This is a genomic window from Streptomyces xanthophaeus (genome assembly GCF_030440515.1).
Taxonomy (GTDB): domain Bacteria; phylum Actinomycetota; class Actinomycetes; order Streptomycetales; family Streptomycetaceae; genus Streptomyces; species Streptomyces kutzneri.
On the sequence record NZ_CP076543.1, the window covers coordinates 7,769,413 to 7,789,949 of the forward strand.

Annotated in this window: 14 protein-coding genes and 4 pseudogenes; 10 read left to right on the forward strand and 8 right to left on the reverse strand. The window is 71.2% G+C overall.

Going from position 1 to position 20,537, the window contains the following annotated elements; all coding sequences use genetic code 11:
• Window positions 1–328: 328 nt before the first annotated feature.
• Window positions 329–1,495, forward strand: coding sequence for an alanine--tRNA ligase-related protein (locus tag KO717_RS35000; RefSeq protein ID WP_301373648.1), 1,167 nt, complete (start codon window positions 329–331; stop codon window positions 1,493–1,495).
• 154 nt (window positions 1,496–1,649) lie between these two features.
• Here the strand turns inward: KO717_RS35000 and KO717_RS35005 are convergent, their stop codons facing one another.
• A complete protein-coding gene (locus KO717_RS35005) occupies window positions 1,650–4,148 on the reverse strand; it encodes a CehA/McbA family metallohydrolase (protein WP_301373650.1) in 2,499 nt (832 codons plus the stop codon).
• A gap of 96 nt (window positions 4,149–4,244) precedes the next feature.
• Window positions 4,245–5,036, reverse strand: coding sequence for an SDR family NAD(P)-dependent oxidoreductase (locus KO717_RS35010; RefSeq protein ID WP_301373652.1), 792 nt, complete (start codon window positions 5,034–5,036; stop codon window positions 4,245–4,247).
• A gap of 147 nt (window positions 5,037–5,183) precedes the next feature.
• Between KO717_RS35010 and KO717_RS35015 the strand changes: the two genes are divergently transcribed.
• Entirely contained in the window at window positions 5,184–5,756 is a 573-nt protein-coding gene (locus KO717_RS35015) for a TetR/AcrR family transcriptional regulator (protein WP_301373654.1), read from the forward strand.
• 94 nt (window positions 5,757–5,850) lie between these two features.
• Here KO717_RS35015 and KO717_RS35020 read toward each other — a convergent pair whose 3' ends face one another.
• Window positions 5,851–6,387, reverse strand: a complete 537-nt coding sequence (locus KO717_RS35020) for an NUDIX hydrolase family protein (protein ID WP_301373656.1) — start codon at window positions 6,385–6,387, stop codon at window positions 5,851–5,853.
• A gap of 141 nt (window positions 6,388–6,528) precedes the next feature.
• Here KO717_RS35020 and KO717_RS35025 point away from each other — a divergent pair, with 141 nt between their 5' ends.
• The 3 genes from KO717_RS35025 (at window position 6,529) to KO717_RS35035 (ending at window position 8,684) form a co-directional block, all read left to right on the forward strand.
• Entirely contained in the window at window positions 6,529–7,368 is an 840-nt protein-coding gene (locus KO717_RS35025; RefSeq protein ID WP_301373658.1) for a hypothetical protein, read from the forward strand.
• Between the two features lie 144 nt (window positions 7,369–7,512).
• Window positions 7,513–7,881 carry a hypothetical protein gene (locus KO717_RS35030; protein ID WP_301373660.1) on the forward strand — a complete coding sequence of 123 codons (369 nt, stop codon included), beginning with the start codon at window positions 7,513–7,515 and terminating at the stop codon, window positions 7,879–7,881.
• A gap of 137 nt (window positions 7,882–8,018) precedes the next feature.
• Window positions 8,019–8,684: a GNAT family N-acetyltransferase gene (locus KO717_RS35035; protein ID WP_301373662.1), complete on the forward strand. Its 666-nt coding sequence runs from the start codon at window positions 8,019–8,021 to the stop codon at window positions 8,682–8,684.
• A 20-nt stretch (window positions 8,685–8,704) separates the two neighbouring features.
• Here KO717_RS35035 and KO717_RS35040 read toward each other — a convergent pair whose 3' ends face one another.
• Window positions 8,705–9,310, reverse strand: coding sequence for a hypothetical protein (locus KO717_RS35040; protein ID WP_301373664.1), 606 nt, complete (start codon window positions 9,308–9,310; stop codon window positions 8,705–8,707).
• A gap of 271 nt (window positions 9,311–9,581) precedes the next feature.
• Here KO717_RS35040 and KO717_RS35045 point away from each other — a divergent pair, with 271 nt between their 5' ends.
• Entirely contained in the window at window positions 9,582–11,183 is a 1,602-nt protein-coding gene (locus KO717_RS35045) for a hypothetical protein (RefSeq protein ID WP_301373666.1), read from the forward strand.
• A 230-nt stretch (window positions 11,184–11,413) separates the two neighbouring features.
• Here KO717_RS35045 and xdhC read toward each other — a convergent pair.
• The 4 genes and pseudogenes from xdhC to KO717_RS35065 all read right to left on the reverse strand — a co-directional run.
• Window positions 11,414–12,214 (reverse strand): annotated as a pseudogene (gene xdhC, locus KO717_RS35050) (xanthine dehydrogenase accessory protein XdhC); the annotation flags it as partial.
• Between the two features lies 1 nt (window position 12,215).
• Complete coding sequence (xdhB, locus tag KO717_RS35055) at window positions 12,216–14,627, reverse strand: xanthine dehydrogenase molybdopterin binding subunit (protein WP_301373667.1); 2,412 nt, start codon at window positions 14,625–14,627, stop codon at window positions 12,216–12,218.
• Complete coding sequence (locus KO717_RS35060) at window positions 14,624–16,096, reverse strand: xanthine dehydrogenase small subunit (RefSeq protein ID WP_301373668.1); 1,473 nt, start codon at window positions 16,094–16,096, stop codon at window positions 14,624–14,626. The genes xdhB and KO717_RS35060 overlap by 4 nt, the downstream gene beginning before the upstream one ends.
• A 498-nt stretch (window positions 16,097–16,594) precedes the next feature.
• On the reverse strand, window positions 16,595–17,845 hold the full coding sequence (locus KO717_RS35065; protein ID WP_301373669.1) for an esterase/lipase family protein: 1,251 nt from the start codon (window positions 17,843–17,845) through the stop codon (window positions 16,595–16,597).
• A 1,013-nt stretch (window positions 17,846–18,858) separates the two neighbouring features.
• On the opposite strand from KO717_RS35065, the pseudogene KO717_RS37550 reads away from it, so the two are divergent.
• The 4 genes and pseudogenes from KO717_RS37550 to KO717_RS35075 form a co-directional block, all read left to right on the forward strand.
• Window positions 18,859–19,119 (forward strand): annotated as a pseudogene (locus KO717_RS37550) (hypothetical protein); the annotation flags it as partial.
• Between the two features lie 3 nt (window positions 19,120–19,122).
• Window positions 19,123–19,455: pseudogene (locus tag KO717_RS37555) on the forward strand (hypothetical protein); the annotation flags it as partial.
• 3 nt (window positions 19,456–19,458) lie between these two features.
• A pseudogene (locus tag KO717_RS37560) lies at window positions 19,459–19,803 on the forward strand (hypothetical protein); the annotation flags it as partial.
• A gap of 194 nt (window positions 19,804–19,997) precedes the next feature.
• On the forward strand, window positions 19,998–20,237 hold the full coding sequence (locus KO717_RS35075; protein ID WP_301373672.1) for a hypothetical protein: 240 nt from the start codon (window positions 19,998–20,000) through the stop codon (window positions 20,235–20,237).
• The last annotated feature ends 300 nt before the right edge of the window (window positions 20,238–20,537 follow it).

The window sequence follows — 20,537 nt, forward strand, 5'->3', positions numbered from 1 at the left end:
GCACGATTCGTTCCGTCCGGTCCGCGACCGGACCGGCGTGGGCGGTGAAGGAAACCCGGGCGAGCTGCCCACCCCTGCCGCCGGCGCGGAAATACCCGAGCACCGGCGGTGGGCCGGCACTATCGTGGGCCCCATGAACGTCACCGGCCCCAGCACCACCGCGACCGCGCGAGCGACCAGCTCGCCGGTTGCCGCCGCCTGACCTTCCCCTCTCCCCGGCGACCGGACAACGGTCCGTCGGTTGTGCCGTGGCGCCCTTGCCCCCGGCCGGAGACTGCACGGTCCCGTTCTCCGGTGCCTCTCCCGCTCGACGCGAAGGAGTCACCCCATGAATACCGAGCAGCTGATCGACACGTTCGTCGAGTACTTCGAACACCGCGGGCACCGCCGTATCGTCGGCTCGACGCTGCTGCCACCGCCCGGCGACCCCGTACTCTTCACCACCTCCGGCATGCACCCGCTCACCCCGTACCTGGAGGGCCGCCCCCACCCGCTGGGCAGGCGACTGGTCAACGTCCAGCGCTGTCTGCGCACCACGGACCTGGAGGAGGTCGGCGACGCCACCCACCTGACGGTCTTCGAGATGCTCGGCACCTGGTCGCTGGGCGACTACGGAGGCCCGCTCAGTCTCGACTGGGGACACGGGCTCCTCACCGAGGGGCTGGGCGTGGATCCGGGCCGGCTGTACGCCACCGTCCACGCCGGCGACGACCGGACCGGGCCCGACACCGCCTCCCTGGAGCTGTGGCAGAAGCTCGGCGTCCCCGTCGAACTCACCGTGGAGGACAACTGGTGGTCCAACGGGCCCGTCGGCCCCTGCGGTCCCGACTCGGAGATCTTCCTGTGGAGCGGCGACGGCCCGCCCGAGTCGACGCCCACCCGCGACGACCGCTGGGTGGAGGTGTGGAACCACGTGACGATGACCCACCGCCGGCTCGACGACGGTTCCCTGGTGCCCCTTCCCCAGCGCAACGTGGACACCGGCCTAGGCCTGGAGCGGCTCGCCTCCCTGCTCCAGGGCAAGCCGTCCGTGTTCGAGTGCGACGTCTTCGACCCCTGGCGCAGCCTCGTACCGGGCCTGTGGCCCCTGGACGAACGGTCGCTGCGCGTGGTCTGCGACCACCTGCGCTCGGCCGTCGTGGTGCTCGGCGACGGCGTGCGCCCGGCCAACACCGGCCAGGGCTACGTGCTGCGACGCCTCGTGCGGCGGATGCTCACCGTGCTGTGGCGGGAGGACGCCTCGCGTGGCATCGACGACCTGCCCGACGAACTCGTCCGGCACACCCTGGACCACTTCCGGCAGGACATGAGCCCGGGCGACGTACGCCGGATCCTGCGCGAGGAGGAGCGCCGGTTCCGCCGGCTCCTGGAACGCGGGCGGCAGGTGCTCGCCCGCCCCCGGTTCCGGGGCCCGCTGACCGAGGAGGACTTCCACTACCTCCACGACACCCACGGGATGCCGCGCGAGCTGGTGACGAGCCTGCTGCAGGAGTGACGACGCGGGGAACGGGCCGGGCGCATCGGCACGTTGCCGTGCGTGATCGCCCCGAGCGGCGTGCTGGTGGGCCGGGTGGGCCAGGTGGGCCCGCCGGGCTTCGCGGACCCCTCAGCACGCCGCTGACAACGGACGACTCCGCGGGCCGGTGCACCTAGCCGGCGCTGATGGCCGCCACGTGCGTGGAGCCGTCGCGGAGCGCGGTGATGCGGACCTGCCCCGCGGCGAAGGGGTCCCGCCCGTTCGGGCCGGGTACCTGGGAGAACGGCGTCCAGGAGCCGTCCGGCCTCCTGACGTTGTGCCAGATCCGTCCGTCGAGCCCGACCGCCACGACCTGGGCGGAGCCGTCGGGTGTCCCGGCGATGCCGATGGCGCTGGCCCCCATGGTCGCCGTGGTGACGCCCCGCGGCGGCCGGAAGCCGGTCCAGGAACCGTCCGGCCGCCTCAGCTGGTGGTAGACCATCCCGTCGAGCCCGATCGCGAGGACCTGGGAGGACCCGTCGGGCATCCCGGTGATCGCCAGGGCCGGACCGGAGAACGTCGGGGCCCCGTCGTAGCCGGCCAGGCGCCCCCAGGCCGTCCACGTCCCGTCCCGCCCGCGGGCGCAGTGGTACATGGCACCGTCCGTGCCGTAGCAGAGCAACTGGGCGGACCCGTCGGGCATGGCGGCGATCGACACCTTCGTGGCGCCCCAACGGCCCTTCGCGGTGGAGCCGGGCAGGGCCCGGAACCCGGGCAGCCCGCCGTCGGCGCGGCGCTGCTGGTGGAAGACGGTGCCGTCCATGGCCGTCACCACGATCTGGCAGGTGCCGTCGGGGAAGGCCGCGATGTCCGCCTCGCGCACGGTGAACCCGGAAGAGCCGTCCGGCCCCGCGACGCGCCGCCAGGGCTGCAGCGTTGCCGCATCCCGTACGGCGGTCAGCCACAGACCGTTGTCGGGTGCGATGCCCAGCACCACGACCGAGCCGTCCGCCATGCCGGCCACGGCACTCTGCACCCCCGCGAACGAGCCGGAGCCCGAGCCGGAGCCGGATCCCGAAGCCCCCGGCAGCGGACGCATGCCGCTCCACGACCCGTCGGGGCGGCGCTCGGTGTGGAAGAGCACTCGCCGCTCGACGTCGTACGGGGGCAGTTGCGCGGAGTAGAACCACACCGGGTTGGTGATGGCCACCAGTTGGTCCAGGGTGGTGGAGGCGGGTTTGGGCCGGCGCACCTCGGCCCGGGCGAACAGCGAGGCCTTGCCCCAGCCGCGCCAGCGCAGCTGCCCCCTGCCGCTGCCGTCGATACAGGTGGCGGCCATGATGCCCCACTCGGTGTACAGCGTGGCGATGCTGTCGGGAGCGCCCGTCACGTTCAAGGTCACGTCGACGGCGTCGAAGAACGACAGGGGCAGCTCCTGACCGGGTCCCGCGACCGCTCCGCCGGCGCGGGCGGTGAAGTCCAGGGTCACGGCCGCGGATTCGACGGCGTACGACCGGCCCAGGCGCAGAGCGTCCAGTACGGCGGGCGTCGACAACCGGTCGGCGTACACGACGTTGTGGGGCCGTCCGACGGCGTCCGCGGGGCTGTGCGCGTCGCTGTTGCCGACGGCGGCGACCCGCTTGCCGAGGCAGAGCATGACGTGCCAGGCGGCGATGTTGGCCGCGTCGTCCAGGGTCCACGGTCCGTTCCACACCTCCAGCGCGTCCACCCGGTCGAGGCCGAACTCCCAGAAGGATCCCGCCGCCGGAGTGAGCGGATGGGCGGCGATCGTGAGGCCGCCCAGACTGTGCACGCGCCGGGCCTGGCCCTCGAAGGCTCCCTGGTCCGCGGGGCCGTAGCGCCAGTCCACCCATTCGCCCTGCGGCAGGCCGACGGCCAGCCAGTGGCCGTGGCGGGTGGTGACCTCCTCGGCGTTGATGACCAGCAGATCGGTCGGGACATTGCCGCGCCAGGTCACTCCGGTGGAACTGGTGTTGTGGTCGGAGGTGGCGATGAAGTGCATCCCCTCCTGGCGGGCGGCCGCGACGATCTCCTCCACCGTGCGCTGCCCGTCCGAGTGGACGCTGTGCAGGTGCAGGTCGCCCCGGTACCAGCCGGGGCCCCGCCCAGCCACCGAGGCCGGCAGGACGTCGTACGGGGTCCGGGGCAGCGGTTCCCCGTGGTGCAGGGTGACGTCGACCTGCCAGGCCATACCGCCGGTGCTGCCGACCATCGGGCCCAGGATGACCGACCAGGCGCCGGGCTCGACGGGTCCGGGGACGTAGCCGGGGGTGGCGTCCGCCGCGGAGAGGGTGAAACCCGACCGTGCGCCGCCCGACCAGCCGCGGAAGCCGGCCGGGCCGAAGATGCCGAGGTCCAGGATCCCGGCGGCGGCGTCGTGGGTGGTGGCGACGGAGATCCGCTGGACACCGGCGGGGACGTCGAAGGCGACGTACGCCCACTGGTCGTTGCCGTAGGGGGAGAGGCCGCGGTAGGTGGTGGTCACCGTGTCGGTGCCCTGGCCCTTTGTCGCGGCGTGCGCGATCGGTGCGGGAACCAGCGCGGCGGCTCCGCCCGCGGTCGCGGCCAGCAGGGCCCCTAAGCGGAGCAGGGACCGCCGCTCGACAGAGGGACCGGAGCCGGGACCGGAGCGCGGGTCGGGCGCATCGCTCGGGAGATGTTCACTCGGCACAGCCGTGCTCTCCGTTCACGTGGGGTGGCGTGGAAGGCGTTCGTGCTGGTGCGGGAGTGCGGGAGTGCGGGAGTGCGCGGGACGGGCCGCGCCCGGCTAACGGCGTGAGCGCTGGGCCTCGACGATCTGTCGCACGGACCCGTCGACGTCGGTACGGGCCTGGACGCGCTCGGCGAACCCGGGGAACTGCCCGGCGATGGCGCTCAGCAGCCGCAGCTCCAGCGGCGCGACGTTGACCTCGCAGCGGTCGCGGCGGACGGCTCGTACGACGCCGTCGGCGACCTGGCCGGGCGTGACGGTCCTGATGCCGTTCGGCGGGGTGGCACCGGTGGCCGCGAACATCCCGGCGTCGCGGACGAAACCGGGCTGGACCAGGGACACCCCCACCCCCGTACCCCGCAGCTCCTGGCGCAGGGCGAGCGCGAATCCGCGCAGCCCGAACTTCGTCGCGTTGTACAGGGAGGTCGACTTGGTGGCCGCCTTGCCGGAAAGGGAGCCGACCAGCACGATGTGGCCCCGACCGCGGCCCACCATGGGCTCCGCGAGCAGCCGGGAGAGCAGGACGGGCGCGCGGAGGTTGACGTCGAGGGCTCGGTCGAGCTGGTCCTCGGTGTAGTCCAGGAGGTCGCCGCTGGCGGGCAGGGCGGCGTTCGCGACGAGGATGTCCGTCTCCGCGCAGCTCTCGGCGAGGTGTACGACGTCGGACCGTACGGCCAGATCGGCGACCACGGTACGGGCGCCGCACGCGTCGGCGGTGGCCTTGAGGGCTTCCTCCCGCCGCCCGGTGACCGTGAGGCGGGCCCCCTGCGCGGTCAGGCGCGCGGCCAGGGCCGCGCCGATGCCTCCGGTGGCGCCGGTGAGCAGAACGTTCGATCCGGATATGTCCACGAGCACTCCCGTGCGGCTGGCGAAGTCCCTCAACTGTTCGTTCGAACGAACAGTATGGACGGCTCCGCTCCTTGTCCACACCTGGTCGTCCCCAACTCCCCGGCCCCGGGCGGGAGATCGGGCCGGCCCATGGGGCAGAATTACGCCATGTCCCATGCTTCCGACACCCGCCAGAGCATCATCGACGCCGTACTGCGGATCATCGGGCAGGACGGCATCGCCGCCGTCACCAACCGGCGGATCGCCAAGGAGGCCGGAGTCTCGCTCGGCTCCGTCACCTACCACTTCGCCACCCAGCACGAACTGCTGCGCGAGAGCCTGCTGCACTTCGTGGCGGAGGAGACCCGGCACTTCACGGCGCTCGCCGACGCATGCTCCGACGAGCGGTTCGACATCGGGCAGGCGGCCGACGTGGTGGCACAGGTGGCGGGCGGGAACGCCTTCGACAGCCGCCACATCGCGCCGTTCGAGCTGTACGTCCAGGCCGGCCGGGACGAACGGCTGCGCGCTGCCGCGGCCGAGTGCTTCGCCGCCTACGACCTGCTGGCCGCCCGGATCCTGACCCAGCTCGGCGTCCCGGACCCCGAACGACTGGCCGGGGTGGCCGTGGCCCTGGTCTTCGGGCAGCAGCTGCGCCGCCTGGCGACCGGAGCCCCCGCCGAGGACCTCGTCGACACCCTGCTGATCCTCACGAAGTTCACCCCGGCGCAGACCCCGTAGCCGGGGCCGGCCGGCCCCGGTCGCTGCCGGCATCCATCAGGGGCGGCGACCGGACCGGCGTGGAGGAGCGTCGCGCAGTGCGCGCGGCGCGACTTCAGTACGTGTACCCCACATGCGCGAGCGCCTGCTTCAGCAGCGCCGCGTGACCACCCGGCATCTCGCCCTGCACGGCTGCCGAGAGCGCTTCCTGCGGGCTGAACCAGACCAGGTCCAGGGCGTCCTGACGGGGACGGCAGTCACCCGTGACCGGCACGATGTAGGCGAGTGACACCGCGTGCTGGCGGGGGTCGTGGTAGGGGGTGACACCCACCGTGGGGAAGTACTCGGCGACCGTGAAGGGCTGCAGGGACGCGGGGATACGGGGCAGGGCCACGGGGCCCAGGTCCTTCTCCAGGTGGCGGAGCAGGGCGTCACGGATCCGCTCGTGGTGCATGACACGGCCGGACACCAGGGTCCGGCTCATCGCCCCGTCCGTGCCGATCCGCAGGAGCAGTCCGATGGTGGTGACTTCGCCGGTGTCGTCCACGCGTACGGGGACGGCCTCGACGTAGAGGATCGGCATCTGGGCCCGGGCCATTTCCAGCTCGTCGCTGCTCAGCCAGCCGGGCGTAGTTTCGGTCGTGTCAGACATTCCTTGATCCTACTTTCCAGGGCGGGTTCCGGCCCAGATCACGCGTCCACCGGCCCGGAGAGATCGGAACCCCGAGGGCCGTCCCCGCGACCACGGGCGGCCGGAATCCTGCGGTACGCGGGGCTGGCGTACCGTTCGATCATGAGCATGCCGCAGCCCCAGCAACCCCCCGGCCCGTACGGGCCCCCGCAGCCCCCACAGCCCCCGCATCCCTACGGTGGACAGCCGTACACCGCACCGCCCGCGCACCAGCACCCGTACCAGGGACAGCCGTATCCGGGGCAGCCCGGTCCGCCGCAGCCGTACCCGGGTCATGGAGCCTGGGGACAGCCGCCGACGGGCATGCCGCCGCGCAAGAACCGGATCGGCATGGTGATCGGGATCATCGCGGGAGCGGTGCTGGTGCTCGGCGCGGTCGGCGCGGTCGGCGCCAGGTTGACCGGATCCGGCTTCCCCGAGGCCCGGTACCGGCTCACCGTTCCCAAGACCCTCGTGGACGGCAAGTACGAGCTGGTCCAGGATCATTCGGCCACCGCGGGCAAGAAGGCCCTGGAGGGCAGCTACGACTCGACGGTCCGCGATCCGAAGCCGACTGCCGGTCAGTACGCCTCCGAGTCCCCGAAGGAGTCGGGCGCCCTGGTCGTCTCGGGGATGTACGGCCGGTTCAAGGACACCGCGGGAGCACGCAAGAAGATGCTGCGCGGCGCCGCGGAGTCCGAAGGCGCGTCCCTGGCGGTGCCCGCGCGGGACATCACGCCGACCGGATCCGACATCACCCTGTCCTGCCAGGTGCTGACGGTGCGGCAGAGCGGGGTCGAGAGCTCCCTGCCGATGTGCGCCTGGGTCGACGAGAACACCGGCGCCACGGTCGGCATCGTCAGCGAGGAGACCGTGCAGCAGAAGCCCGGGTCCGTCGACCTGGCCAAGACCGCCGAGACGACCCTCAAGGTGCGTGCCGAGATGCGGAAGCCGATCGGCTGACCGCGACGGCTCTAAACCGTCGCAGAGTTATGCCCCAAAGGTGACTTTCTGCAGCCGGAACGGGTCGGATAGCAATGACGAGGCGCCTGGTACGGCCTGCCGACGGTCGGCAGAGGCCCCAGCGCGCCGAGGAAGGAACGTCCCGTGATCCGCATCCGTCACGCCGCCGCTCTGGCCACCATGGCCGCCGTCACCGCTCTCACCCTTGCCACGAGCCCCGCCTCGGCGGCACCCGGCGACACGCTCACCATGTGCTCCAGCACGCTCACCCCGGACGGCTGGGTGGACGCCCAGTGGTGGAACAGCGGCGGCTGCGGCTCCGGCTTCACGCCCAACACCAAGCAGATCAAGGACCTCAGGGGCTACCCGGTCGGCACGCAGGTCAACGCCTGCGCGTCCACGTGGCCGCCCGCCGGCTGGACCATCACCAACACCTACTACTCCAGTGGCTGTCGCTACTCCGCCGTCCCCAGCTTCAACCCCAACACCTGGACCCTGAAGCGCACCTCCTGACCCCGCTCGGACGCCCTGGCCGGCCGACGGCGGGCGGCGTTGCCGGCCGTTGCGGGCCGGGTCGAGCGGGTGGCTCGTACGGCGTGTCCATCGCCGCCGGGCCGGGCCGGGCCGGCCCCGCTGCCTACCGTGGCCCCATGAGCACACGTCCAGCACCGCCGTGCGCCGGGTACGGGATCCGGTTCGCCCGGCCCGCCGAGTCAGGGGCGGTCGCCGCGCTCCTGACCCGCGCCTTCGCCGACGACCCGGTCATGGCATGGATGGTTCCCGCTGCCGACCGGGAACGCAGGATCGCCCGCTACTTCCGGCTGGCCCAGCGGCAGCAGCGGCCCCGCGCCGGTGCCGTCCGGGTCGCCGCGACGGGCGAGGGGCGGCTGCTGGCGGCCGCGCTGTGGTCGGGGCCCGGGCACTGGAAGCCCTCCGCGGTACAGGAGTTGGCGGCGCTCCCTCGGTACGCGAGCATCTTCGGCCTGCGGGGGTTGCCGCGGGCCGGGGAGGTCCGGAACGCCATGGACGAGGCCCATCCGCGGCCGCCGCACTGGTACCTGCCGTCGGTGGGGACGGACCGGGGACTCCAGGGGATGGGGGTCGGGTCGGCGCTGCTCGGTCAGCAGCTGGCCGACTGCGACCGGCTCGGGCAACCCGCCTACCTGGAGTCCAGCAACGTCACCAACCTTCCCTTCTACGAGAAGCTGGGCTTCCGCGTCACCGCAGAGATCCGGCTCCCGGAGGGCGGGCCGACCCTTTGGCCGATGTGGCGGGACCCCGATCCCACGGCGGGACGCCTGGCGAAGGGCCGGTGATACGGGGCCGTTGCCGCTCCTCAGATGCGCTGCGCGGTCAGTCTCTCTCCGGACGACCCGAGGACCAGCACGTTCCTGGCGGTACCGTCCCGGCCGTGATCGCCGTCCCACGACTCGACGAAACTTCGGGCAAGCGATTCAGCTTCGGCGGTTCCGGAGCCTGCCGGGTAGTCCGTGCTCAATTCGACGTCGTAGTCGTGTTCGGTCAGTCGGGCCACGACCAGCGCGCGGGCGTGGTCGGCCTGCCGCGCTTGGCCTTTGGTGCGAGCCCAGGCGCGGAACCGCTCCAGCATCTCCGTATCCGCGGTCCGCTCGATCACGGGGCCGGCGGGCAATCGCTCAGGGGCGTTGGCGACGCCGTCGAGGCAGCCTCGCACCCAGGAGCCACGATCCATCTCGGCGTCGCTGCCTGCCTGCAGGGCCCGGCGGGTACAGCCGCCCCATACGGTCTCGCGCACGGCCGCGCCCTTCCCCGAGGAGTCGTAGACGGCCTTGCCCGCGGTGTGTCCGGCACGGTAGGCGACCACGTACGCCGGTACGGCAGACGGGCGGGAATCGGGGGCGGGTCCGTCGGAGGGCGCACTGCTGCCGCAACCGACCAGGCCGACCGACGCGGCGACAGCCATACCGAGTAAACGTCCTGAGCGCTGCTTCAATGTTCCCCCCTGGGTGCGGACCGTCACCCACTGAGACGCCGGCCCGGGCCCATCGGTCGCACCGGTGCACAGGGTTTCGCCCACCCGGCGAACCGGCGACCCCCCTCGCCACACGCTTGCGCCTCCAACTGTGCTGCTGAACAAGGCCGTTACTGAAACGATCACGCTTGCGTCGCGCACAAGTGTTCTGGAACCCTCCGCTTGACTCCCCTGTCGCCCGAGCAACGGAGGCAACCCCCGCATGCCCTCAAGTCGAATACGCCGCACCTGGATCGCGGCCGCCACCGCCGCCGTCGCGGCGCTCGCGTTCACCGGTCTCGCGGCACCGGCGCAGGCGCAGGACCCCGCGCCGGATGCGCCCGGGACCTGGATCCAGGAGCCCCGCACGGCCGAGGGAGCCCCCTCGCCGCTCGGCGCCGCAGGCTGGACCGCTCCCGGCGGCGCGGCCTCACCCGGAGACTTCACGCTGCAGCCCGGCGAGATGAACGGCGAAACCACCCGGCGGGTCACCCGCCTGGCCTCGGTGCTGCCCAGCTCGGGCGGCGTGCAGAAGCTGCTGGCCGGGGCGAACCGCACGATCGAGCCGTGGTGTTCCCGTGACCCGTTCGGCACGGCCCCCGACCCCGACATCAAGTACTGCCTGCACAAGGACGACTCCATCTCGCAGGAGTGGGTCCCGCAGGGCATCACCGGCGTCTCCGACGCCAAGGCCGACGAGCGGTGGGGCGAGGCCGCGAACATCCAGCTGTTCGCCTCCTACGACGGCTGGGACCCGGGCCGGGAGAACGACCCGCTCCCGACGGCCGGCGACTGCACCGAGGCGGAGCTGGAGGCCGACGACGCCTGCAACCAGAAGGGCGTCCGGATCACCTTCGTGCAGAGCCGGACCAACCCCGCCACCGGCAGTCCCGAGATCAAGTATCGGCACGTCCTGCTGGGCTGGACCTATGTGAACTCCGCCGACCACGTCTCCTTCGACGGGCTGCACGCGGCCGAGTACCCGATCCAGAAGGGCGTCCACGCCGGCGGGATCGTCTGGTACGGCAACTACCTCTACGTCGCGGACACCCGCAACGGCCTGCGCGTCTTCGACATGCGCCACATCCTGGACCTGGACCCGGACGGCGACCCCAGCACGCACGACGAGATCGGGACCGACACCGACGGGGTCAGGACCACCTCGAACGTCGAGGTCAAGACGAAGGTCGGGCGGCACGACAACGTCTGGTACAGCTTCGGCTACCGCTACGTCATGCCGCAGGTGGCCGCGTGGAAGTTCAAGGCGGCGCAGGGCAACCCCAAGGGCTCCTACGCCTGTGTCGCCACCGGCGCCCCGAAGAGCTCCTACATCTCCCTGGACCGCAGCACCACCCCGGACCGCCTGATCATGGGCGAGTACTGCCGTCCGGAGAGCGGCCACCCCTCCACCGGCCGCATCGCCTCCTACCCGGTCGCGGCCCTGGAAGGCCGCTCGGCCGACGTCCCCGCGCAGGGCTGGGCCAACTACCTGCCGCTGGCCGGCGGCGGCGCCCAGGGTGCGGCGGCGTACGACGGCACGCTGTACGTGAACGAGTCCAAGGGCACGGACGAGCCGGGCAACCTGTGGCGCTACAAGTGGGCCGACGACGGCCGACTGGTCCAGGACGGCCAGGCCGTCAAGACCGCCCGGGGAGCCGAGGACCTCTACGTCGAGCGCGGCACGGGGCGCCTCTGGTCCCTCTCGGAGCACCGCCCGGGGTCGGCGCAGGACTGCACGGCGACCAAGGCCCCGGCGGACCCGGACGGAACGGACTACTGCCAGCGTGTGCTCTACGCCCACAAGCTGAGCGCGCTCGGCGGCTGACGGTTGTCTCTTCCGGATCCTGCCGGCCGGGCTCGCCCGGCACGGCGGGATCCGGAAGAAGCGCCCTAACGGATGCCGGAGCGTACGCGGACCTCGCGGCCCGCGGGGGTCCTTGGGGTCGCGCGGACCGCTGGGACCTCTCGGACCGCGGGGACCTCCCGGACCTCGACCTCCCGGACCTCAGGGACCACGGGTACCTCGGCCACCGGGTCCGGTACCGCCGTGGGGCGGTCCTGCTCGAAGGTCCGGAGCAGGTCCGCCGCGACGCTCACCGCGATCGTGGCAGGTTCCTTGCCGGTGATCTCGGTCATTCCGATCGGAGTCTTGATCCGGTCGATGGTGGCGGCGTCGTGGCCGCCCTCGGTGGCCAGGCGCTTGCGGAACCGCACCCACTTGGCGGCCGAGCCGATCAGTCCGATCGAGCCGAGACCGGCCGTCCGCAAGGCGGCGTCGCACAGCGCGGCGTCCTCGGCGTGATCGTGGGTCATGATCAGGACGTGGGCGCCGGGCGGCAGCTCCGAGAGCACCTCCTCCGGAAGCAGCGGTGTGTGGTGCACGTGGATCTGTGCCACCGCATCCGCGAGCACACCGAGCCGTTCGTCGGTGAGCATGTCGGAGCGGGTGTCGATCAGGTGCAGATCCAGGTTGTGGCGGGCCAGGATGCGGGCCAGCTCCAGTCCGACGTGCCCGACGCCGAAGACGGCCACCGCCTGGACCACCGGCAGCGGTTCGAGGAGCAGGCTCACGGCGCCGCCGCAGCACTGCACACCGTGGGGACCGATGACCTTGTCGTTGAGGGCGAACTCCATCAGTTCCGGCTCCGGATCGGGCTCGACATTCAGCTGGCGGGCCCGGTCGATGGCGACGGCCTCGATGTTGCCGCCGCCGATCGACCCCCAGGTCTCGGTCTGTCCCACGACGAGTTTGGCACCGGCCCCACGGGGCGCGTGGCCGCGCACGGTCGCGACGGTCACGAGCACGCCGGGCTCCCGGCGTGCTCGCAACCGCGTGACCGCGGCGATCCAGGTCATGTCAGGCATTGCTCAAAGCGCTTGTGTCGGTACGGATCTCGCTGCCGCCCGGCACGTGGCTGTCGCCGCCGCGCACGTCGGCCTTCTCACGGGCCGCTTCGATCGCCCAGTAGACCGCCTCCGGCGTCGCGGGGGCGGCCAGTTCCACACTGACACCGGCGGGCCCGAACGCGGCGGCGGCCTGCCGCAGCGCTTCGCGCACGCAGAACGCCAGCATCAGCGGAGGCTCACCGACCGCCTTGGACCCGTACACCGCGCCCTCTTCGGTGGCGTTCTCCATCAGCGTGACGTTGAACTCCGCAGGCATCTCCGAGAAGCTCGGCAGCTTGTAGGTGCTCGCGGCCTGGGTCAGCAGCCGGCCGCGGTTCGGCCCGTCACCGGTGTCCCAGCGCATGTCCTCGAGCGTCAGCCAGCCCGCGCCCTGCACGAAACCGCCCTCGACCTGACCGATGTCGATCATCGGGGACAGGCTGTCGCCGACGTCGTGCACGATGTCCACCCGGCGGATGCGGTACCCGCCGGTGAAGCCGTCCACCTCCACCTCGGCCGCAGCGGCGCCGTAGGAGAAGTACTTGAACGGCGAGCCCCTGAAAGCCTTGGCGTCCCAGTGCAGCCCCTCGGTCCGGTAGTAACCGGAGGCCGACAGCTGAACGCGCTGGAAGTACGCGGTGTGCACCAGGTCGTCCCAGGCCAGCTCCTTGTCGCTGCCCAGCGTACGAGCGACACCGTCGACGATGCGCACGTCCGAGGCGTTCGAACCCAGCTGGCTGGCGGCCACCTGCAGCAGCCGTGCGCGCAACTGCTCGCAGGCGTTCTTCACGGCGCCGCCGTTGAGGTCCGCCCCGGAACTGGCGGCGGTGGCAGAGGTGTTGGGGACCTTGTCGGTACGCGTGGGGGCCAGCCGCACCTTGTGCAGCGGGATACCCAGCGTGGTCGCGGCCACCTGCAGCATCTTGGTGTGCAGGCCCTGGCCCATCTCGGTGCCGCCGTGGTTGATCAGGACGGAGCCGTCCTTGTAGATCAGCACCAGCGCGCCGGCCTGGTTGAAGGCCGTGAGGTTGAAGGAGATGCCGAACTTGATGCCGGTGATCGCGAGCGCCCGCTTGGTGTGCGGGTGCGCGGCGTTGAAGGCGGCGATCTCGCGCTTGCGGTCGGCGATGCCGCCGTTCTCCTCGACCTGCTGCCAGACGGCGGCGATCCGTTCCGCCTGCGGGACCGGCTGGCCGTACGGCGTCGACTGACCCAGGCCCGGCTGGTAGAAGTTGCGCTTCCGCAGCTCCATCGGGTCCAGCCCGAGCAGCGGCGCGACCCGGCCCAGGATGTCCTCGATCACCAGCATGCCCTGCGGTCCGCCGAAGCCCCGGAAGGCCGTGTTCGAGACCTTGTTGGTCTTGGCGATGCGACCGGCGACCCGCGCGTTGGGAATCCAGTACGTGTTGTCGATGTGGCACAGCGCACGGGCGCAGACCGGCTCCGACAGGTCCAGGCTCCAGCCGCCGTCCGCGGTCAGCGTGGCATCCAGCGCCTGGATGCGGCCGTCGGCGTCGAAGCCGATCTTCCAGTCGGCGTGGAACCCGTGCCGCTTGCCGGACATGGTCAGGTCCTGGGTGCGGTTGAGCCGTACCCGGACCGGCCGGCCGGTCAGCTTGGCGCCGAGCGCGGCGATGGCCGCGAAGCCGTGGGGCTGCATCTCCTTGCCGCCGAAGCCGCCGCCCATCCGCAGGCACTGCACGGTCACCTCGTGGCTGTGCAGACCCAGGACGTGCGCGACGATCTCCTGGGTCTCCGAGGGGTGCTGGGTGCTGCTCTGGATGAACACCTGCTCGGCCTCGTCGATGTAGGCCAGCGCGGCGTGCGTCTCCAGGTAGAAGTGCTCCTGGTCGGAGAACTGGAACTCGCCGGTGAACACGTGCGCCGAGTCGGCGAAGCCGGCGTCGATGTCGCCGGTCACCATCACGGGCCGCGCGCCGTGGAAGCTCTCGGCCGCGATCGCTTCCTTCAGCGTGATGATGGAGGGCAGCTCGTCGAGTTCCACCTCGACGGCCGCCGCACCGAGCCGGGCCGCCTCCAGGGTCTCACCGAGCACCCAGGCGACCGCGTGGCCGTGGAACATGACCTCGTCGGGGAACAGCGGCTCGTCGTGCTTCATGCCGGCGTCGTTGACGCCGGGCACGTCGGCAACGGTCAGTACGCGGACCACACCCGGCACGGCGAGCGCGGGCCCGGTACGCAGCGCGGTGATCCTGCCCCGGGTCTTCATGACCTGGACCGGGTAGGCGTGCAGCGTGTCCTTGGTGCGGTACACCAGGTCATCGGTGTAGAGCGCGGTGCCGGTGACGTGCAGCACGGCACTCTCGTGCGGCATGGAGACGCCGACCACCGGCTTCTCGGGACGCTCGGACAAATGGCTCATGAAGACACCGCCTCGGTGGTTTGCGCGTGCAGCTTCAACAGGCTCTGGCCGAGCATCGCGGAACGGTAGACGGAGCTGGCACGGTGATCGCTCATCGGCGTGCCCTCACCCCGCAGCACCCGGGCCGCGGCCTCGACGGTCTCCGCCGACCACGGCTTGCCCTCCAGGGCGGCCTCGGTGGCGAGGGCACGGATCGGGGTGGCGGCCACGCCGCCCAGACCGATGCGCGCCTTGCGGACGATTCCGCCCTCGATGTCGAGCGCGAATCCGATCGCCACGCTGGAGATGTCGTCGAAGCGGCGCTTGGCGATCTTGTGGAAGGCCGTGACGGGCGACAGCGGCAGCGGGATGCGCACCGCTCGGATCAGTTCGTCGGGGCGGCGCACGCTCTGCCGGTAGCCGGTGAAGTACTCCGCGAGCGGGACGACGCGCTCACCGTCGGCGTCGGCGAGCACGAGCGACGCCTCCAGGGCGAGCAGCACCGGCGGGCTGTCACCGATGGGTGAGCCGGTACCCAGATTGCCGCCGAGGGTGCCGCTGTTGCGGATGAGTCGGGAGGCGAACTGCGGGAACAGTTCGGCCAGCAGCGGGACGTCGCCGTCGAGGCGGCGTTCGATCTCGGTGAGCGTCACCGCCGCCCCGATCTCGATGTGGTCGGATTCGACGCGCAGCTCCCGGAGCTCGGGCAGCCGGTCGATGGCGACCACGCACTCCGCCCGGCGGGAGCGGATGTTCACCTCGACGCCGTAGTCGGTGGAGCCGGCGACCACGACCGCGTCGGGCCGCTCGCGCAGCAGCTGCAGCGTTTCGGCCAGGGTGTCCTTCCGCAGGAACGTGGCGCCGTCCTGGGTGTACTCGGTGGCGACCGGCGCGGGCGGGTCCTGCTCACGACGCTGCGCAAGGGGGTCGTCCTCGGCGGGCTCACCGACCGCGAAGGCGGCGTCGCGGATCGGGCGGTAGCCGGTGCAGCGGCACAGGTTGCCGCTCAGCGAGTGCAGATCGAAGCCGTTCGGACCGTGCTCGGCGTCGTCGGCCTCGCTGCTGTCGGCAGGCTCGGAGTGTGCACAGCGGTCGGGCCGGTAGTACTCGGAGGCCATGCTGCAGATGAACCCGGGGGTGCAGTAACCGCATTGGGAGCCGCCGCGGACCGCCATCTCCTCCTGTACGGGGTGCAGCGTGGGCCGCGTACCGGGTTCGCCGACCGTGGCGAGACCTTCGGAGGTGATGATCTCCTGGCCGTCCAGTGCCGCGGCCGGCACCAGACATGCGTTGACGGCCACCCAGTCGGTGGGCTTGTTCACGCCAGGACGGGCCACCAGGACCGAACAGGCGCCGCACTCACCCTCGGCGCAGCCCTCCTTGGTGCCGGTGAGGCCACGCTCGCGCAGGAGATCGAGCACAGTGGTGTGGGGTGCAGCCGGGGAAAGCGGTGTCTCTTTCCCGTTGACGGTGATCCGCGCCGCTACCATGGCACATCCTCATTTCCGCGCATGGTCGAGCTGATTATGCTAGTAGCCATTTCAGGGGCTTTCTATTTCGCTGGCGCAGCCCGGGGAGAATCCGGGGCGCGACTCGGCACGCGACGACGTGCCGCAGGCGGTGTGAGAAATCGAAAGATGCCGGGGCCGCAGAAGGGCACACCGGAGAAGAGGGCTGTTCAGCAGCCGTGTGCTACGAGACCCGGAGTCCAGGCGATCTGATGCGCGGGGCGGTGCAGTTCGGAGATGATCGACATCCGACTTCGCCTCCTCCATCAGTTCACGGGCCGGTCGGCTCGAAGTTACGTTGCCGCAGGTCCATCGGTCAAGCCACCGTGCGGAGACCATGTGGTCCACCGAAAGCCGGAGCGAGGGCGGGCGGCGGCGCGGACGGTCTCGACGCACCGGAGCCGCTCACCGCCGTACGGCGATGAGCGGCACCTTCTCCGCCGGAGGGCCCCGGCGAGGCAGCGGGACGGGGGACAGGGGTCAGGGGGTCTGGAGCTTGTCCAGGATCCACTCGCCGAGTTCCACGGTGATGACCGTGTGCCCCTGGTTCTCGGTCGCGCACATGAAGTGGTCGAGCTCGCTGGAGGCGGTGTCGATCTTGCTGTAGAGCGCGTCGCGGTCGTCGATCTCACCGGCCGCCACGGCGCTGACGCTCGGAACGAACGTGGTCGCGTTGTAGGTGAGTTCCGCCGGCTCGCCTTCGAGGAGTCCGGCCAGCATGGCGGCGGTGCCGAAGTTCGCGGGGCGGCCCGGCAGGTTCAGTGCCTCGGGGAACAGCCCGCCGGGAGCGCCGTCGACGTCGGGCAGACCGCTGGTGGTGATCCGGATCTCGGGGTCTCCGGTCTTGTTCAGGAGGGCGACGACCTGCTCTCCCGTGTCCTGCGTGTCGAGGCGGGTGCCCGTCAGCTCCGCACCGGTGGTGCGCATCGCCGTCACGCCGGCAGGGATGTTGTTCCCGGCACCGGTGCCCGTGCCGTTGGCGACCCCGAGCCGCCGTACGCCGGGGGGCCAGCTGCCCACCCGCTCCAGCTCTGCGAGGAAGTCGGTACGGGCCCGGTCCTGGCCGGCCTCCGCGGTGACGGTCTCGATGTGCCAGCGCAGCAACTGCCGGGCGGCCGCGCTGTTGACCATCCGCGAGAAGCTGCTGAGGAGTTCGCCGAATCCGGGGAGGCTGCCCCAGTTGTCCTTCACGAAGTGGGCGAAGGCCTGTACCGAGATCGGCAGCCAGGCTCCGTTGTGCGGGGTGTCGTAGGAGAGGTAGGTCGCGGTCTCGTGCTCGTGACCGTCGTGGTGCATCTTTGCGAGGGCATAGCGGGTGACCAGCCCGCCCATGCTGAATCCGCCGACCGTCAGCTTGGCGGTCCCTTCGCGGTCGGCGATCGCCTTTTCGATGCACTGGATCGCCACGCCGGCGTTGTCGGTGATGGACGCGGACCGCTCGTCGAAGCCCAGGAGCACCAGGTCGAAGCCGGCCTCCTTCAACTTGGAGATGAAGGGGTACTCGCCGTTCTCCAGGCCGTTCCACAGGGCGTCGGGATCGCTCTTCCCGGCCGAGAAGCCATCGGCGAGGATCACCGGCCTCATGACATGGGTCTGGCCCGGATTGCTGTAGAACACCCAGGCGGTTCCCCCTGTGAGGGGCCAGACGGTGTCCCACGCGGATGCCCTGGGGTGGTGGGGCTGGGCGCCCGGGATGGTGTTGTCCCAGATGCTCACAACAGGCATGGACATGTAGTCCTGCTCCTCTGTCTCGTGGTGCGGTCGAGCCGCGTCACCGGTCGGCCCGCGACTGACGGCACAGACCTGGAACCGGCGGTACGACCCTGCGTCCGGTGTGCGGTACCCGCCCGCCCCCGGTACGGGGGACACGGCGGGGGCCGTCCCCGGGCACGACGTGAAACGGGCATGGGGACGGCCTACAAATGACAAAAGCCCCATGCCTTCGTCATGTGCGGAACCGGAACCATGATCCCGAAGCCGGCACCCCAAAACCACCGAATCCCGACCATGTCACTCGTACGTGGAACACGGCTTCCTCGCAGGTCACAGGCGTGGAAGGGAAGAAACGATGATGCTGGCCCGACACGTTTCCCAAGGGATGCGGACGGCCCGCCGGTCGGGCCTTGGCGGGCGTCCGCCCGCGAGACCGAGAAGGCTCCCGCTCCCCATGCAGGGGATGCCGTGCGCCGACCACTGGTCCGGCCACGGCTGCGCCTGGGGGAGTCGGAATCGCCGACCGCTCCGGCCCTGCTCCGAGCGGTGCGGGCGAAGGCTACGCGGGGGTGCATCACCAGGGCGGTGGAGGCAGGCCCGCACGGCGCGAGCCCTGAGTTCAGCGGCGCCCGGGAATGGTTAAGGGCAGATCAACTGAACCTTAAAGGTGCCTGTGTTCTCCTCGCCCCGCGTCGGTCGAGACCGTCGGCACGCGTGCCGCACACCTGTCGACCTCCCCGGGCCTTGGGGCCGTGACCTGCTCCTTCGCATGTCGTCCCGTGAGTCACGAGCCCCGTGGCGGATCGCCTCGCAGCGCCTCAAACCTCCTCGCGGCCTGTTTCGTAAAAAGGCAACAGGTCTGAACTCGCCCGGGAAGTCGGCCGTATGCAGGACGTCAGGGGGGCAACGTCCATCGGATCGAGGAGTGTCAAGTGTCCAGGAAACGGACCATGAGTCTCAAGAAGAAGCTCGTTCTCTCTGCTGTCGCGGGAGCGATGGTGATCGGCGGGGTCGCCGCCACCGTGGCGATCGGCAATGCCGCTGTCCCCGACGTCGAATGCCAGGGGTCGACGGTGACGTTGTCGGGTGAGGGTGGTGCGCCTGCGGCGTCGAGTGGGACGTTCCCGGTGGGGACGAAGCTGAAGGTGACGAATCTGGACAATGGTCAGTCGACGACGGTGGCGGTGAACGGTCCGTCGGGCAGTTGTGTGCTGTTGAACAATGCGGCGTTCGAGAAGGTTCGGGAGCCGGGCAAGAACCTGATCCGGCGGGCGCGTATCGAACGGGTGGGCGGTGGCGGTGACGCGGCGGCTCCCGCGGCTCCTTCTGCTCCTGCGGCGGGTGCGTCCGGTGGGGCGGGTGCGCAGGTGCCGGCGGCGACCGGTGAGGTGGTGTGCCCGGGGTCGACGGTGACGTTGTCGGGTGAGGGTGGTGCGCCTGCGGCGTCGAGCGGGACGTTCCCGGTGGGGACGAAGCTGAAGGTGACGAATCTGGACAACGGCCAGTCGACGACGGTGGCGGTGAACGGTCCGTCGGGCAGTTGTGTGCTGTTGAACAATGCGGCGTTCGAGAAGGTTCGGGAGCCGGGCAAGAACCTGATCCGGCGGGCGCGTATCGAACGCGTGGGTGGTGGCGGTGACGCAGCGGCTCCCGCCGCTCCTGCGGCTCCTTCCGCTCCTGCGGCGGGTGCGTCCGGTGGGGCGGGTGCGCAGGTGCCGGCGGCGACCGGTGAGGTGGTGTGCCAGGGGTCGACGGTGACGTTGTCGGGCGAGGGTGGTGCGCCTGCGGCGTCGAGCGGGACGTTCCCGGTGGGGACGAAGCTGAAGGTCACCAACCTGGACAACGGCCAGTCGACGACCGTCACGGTGAACGGCCCGTCGGGCAGCTGTGTCCTGCTGAACAACGCCGCGTTCGAGACGGTGCGGGAACCGGGCAAGAACCTGATCCGGCGGGCACGTATCGAACGCGTGGGCTGAGCGACCGGAGCCCGTTCGGGCTCCCGAGGCCACGGCGGGGGGCGGTGCATGCCGTCCCCGCCGTAGCACGGGCGGCCGACTCCACCGAGCCCGAGGCGGGGTTCGGCCGAGTGGACAGGGGCGGACAGCACTGAACCGTGATCGCCCCCGCCGGGCCTGGATAGTGGACACCGTCCGCATCGAGTCTGTGCGCCATGAACCTTGGACGCACGAAGGACGGGGCAGACGCCCCGCCCCGCCAGGGAGCCGCACTCGCGGCCCTGGCCGCAGCGCAGTTCACCGTCGTGCCGGCCACCTCGATCGTGAACGTGGCGCTGCCGCAGATCCGCTCCGGAGTGGGCCTGTCGGACGGCGGCACCACCTGGGTGGTCAACGCCTACGCCCTGGCGTCGGCGCCGCAGCCATCGCCCCCCGCCGCGCTCGCCCTCACATGAACCTGTTCCCTCCAGGCCCCGGCCGGGGCCGGGCCCTGGGCGTCTGGGGCGCCGTCACCGGCGCCGGGGGAGCGGGTGGCGTGCTGCTGGGAGGCGTGCTCACCCAGGCGTGGGGACGGCCCTGGGTCTTCCACGCCGTCGCGCTCGGGACGACACCGGTCCTGCTCGCCGCGGCGACGCTCGTGCCCCGGGCCGCCGACCACGGATCCGGGCGGTTCGATCTGCTGGGTACCGCGACCGTCACCCTCGCCCTGACCTGCCTGGTGTGGGGGCTGACCACAGCACCCCCGCGCCGGCTGG

What these genes read in the sequence shown, in the direction of transcription:
- KO717_RS35000 (WP_301373648.1), top strand. Translation starts at nt 329, where the DNA reads ATGAATACCGAGCAGCTGATCGACACGTTCGTCGAGTACTTCGAACAC.
- KO717_RS35015 (WP_301373654.1), top strand. Translation starts at nt 5,184, where the DNA reads ATGTCCCATGCTTCCGACACCCGCCAGAGCATCATCGACGCCGTACTG.
- KO717_RS35020 (WP_301373656.1), bottom strand. Translation starts at nt 6,387, where the DNA reads ATGTCTGACACGACCGAAACTACGCCCGGCTGGCTGAGCAGCGACGAG.
- KO717_RS35025 (WP_301373658.1), top strand. Translation starts at nt 6,529, where the DNA reads ATGAGCATGCCGCAGCCCCAGCAACCCCCCGGCCCGTACGGGCCCCCG.
- KO717_RS35035 (WP_301373662.1), top strand. Translation starts at nt 8,019, where the DNA reads ATGAGCACACGTCCAGCACCGCCGTGCGCCGGGTACGGGATCCGGTTC.
- KO717_RS35040 (WP_301373664.1), bottom strand. Translation starts at nt 9,310, where the DNA reads ATGGCTGTCGCCGCGTCGGTCGGCCTGGTCGGTTGCGGCAGCAGTGCG.
- KO717_RS35045 (WP_301373666.1), top strand. Translation starts at nt 9,582, where the DNA reads ATGCCCTCAAGTCGAATACGCCGCACCTGGATCGCGGCCGCCACCGCC.
- xdhB (WP_301373667.1), bottom strand. Translation starts at nt 14,627, where the DNA reads ATGAGCCATTTGTCCGAGCGTCCCGAGAAGCCGGTGGTCGGCGTCTCC.
- KO717_RS35060 (WP_301373668.1), bottom strand. Translation starts at nt 16,096, where the DNA reads ATGGTAGCGGCGCGGATCACCGTCAACGGGAAAGAGACACCGCTTTCC.
- KO717_RS35065 (WP_301373669.1), bottom strand. Translation starts at nt 17,845, where the DNA reads ATGTCCATGCCTGTTGTGAGCATCTGGGACAACACCATCCCGGGCGCC.
- KO717_RS35075 (WP_301373672.1), top strand. Translation starts at nt 19,998, where the DNA reads ATGAACCTTGGACGCACGAAGGACGGGGCAGACGCCCCGCCCCGCCAG.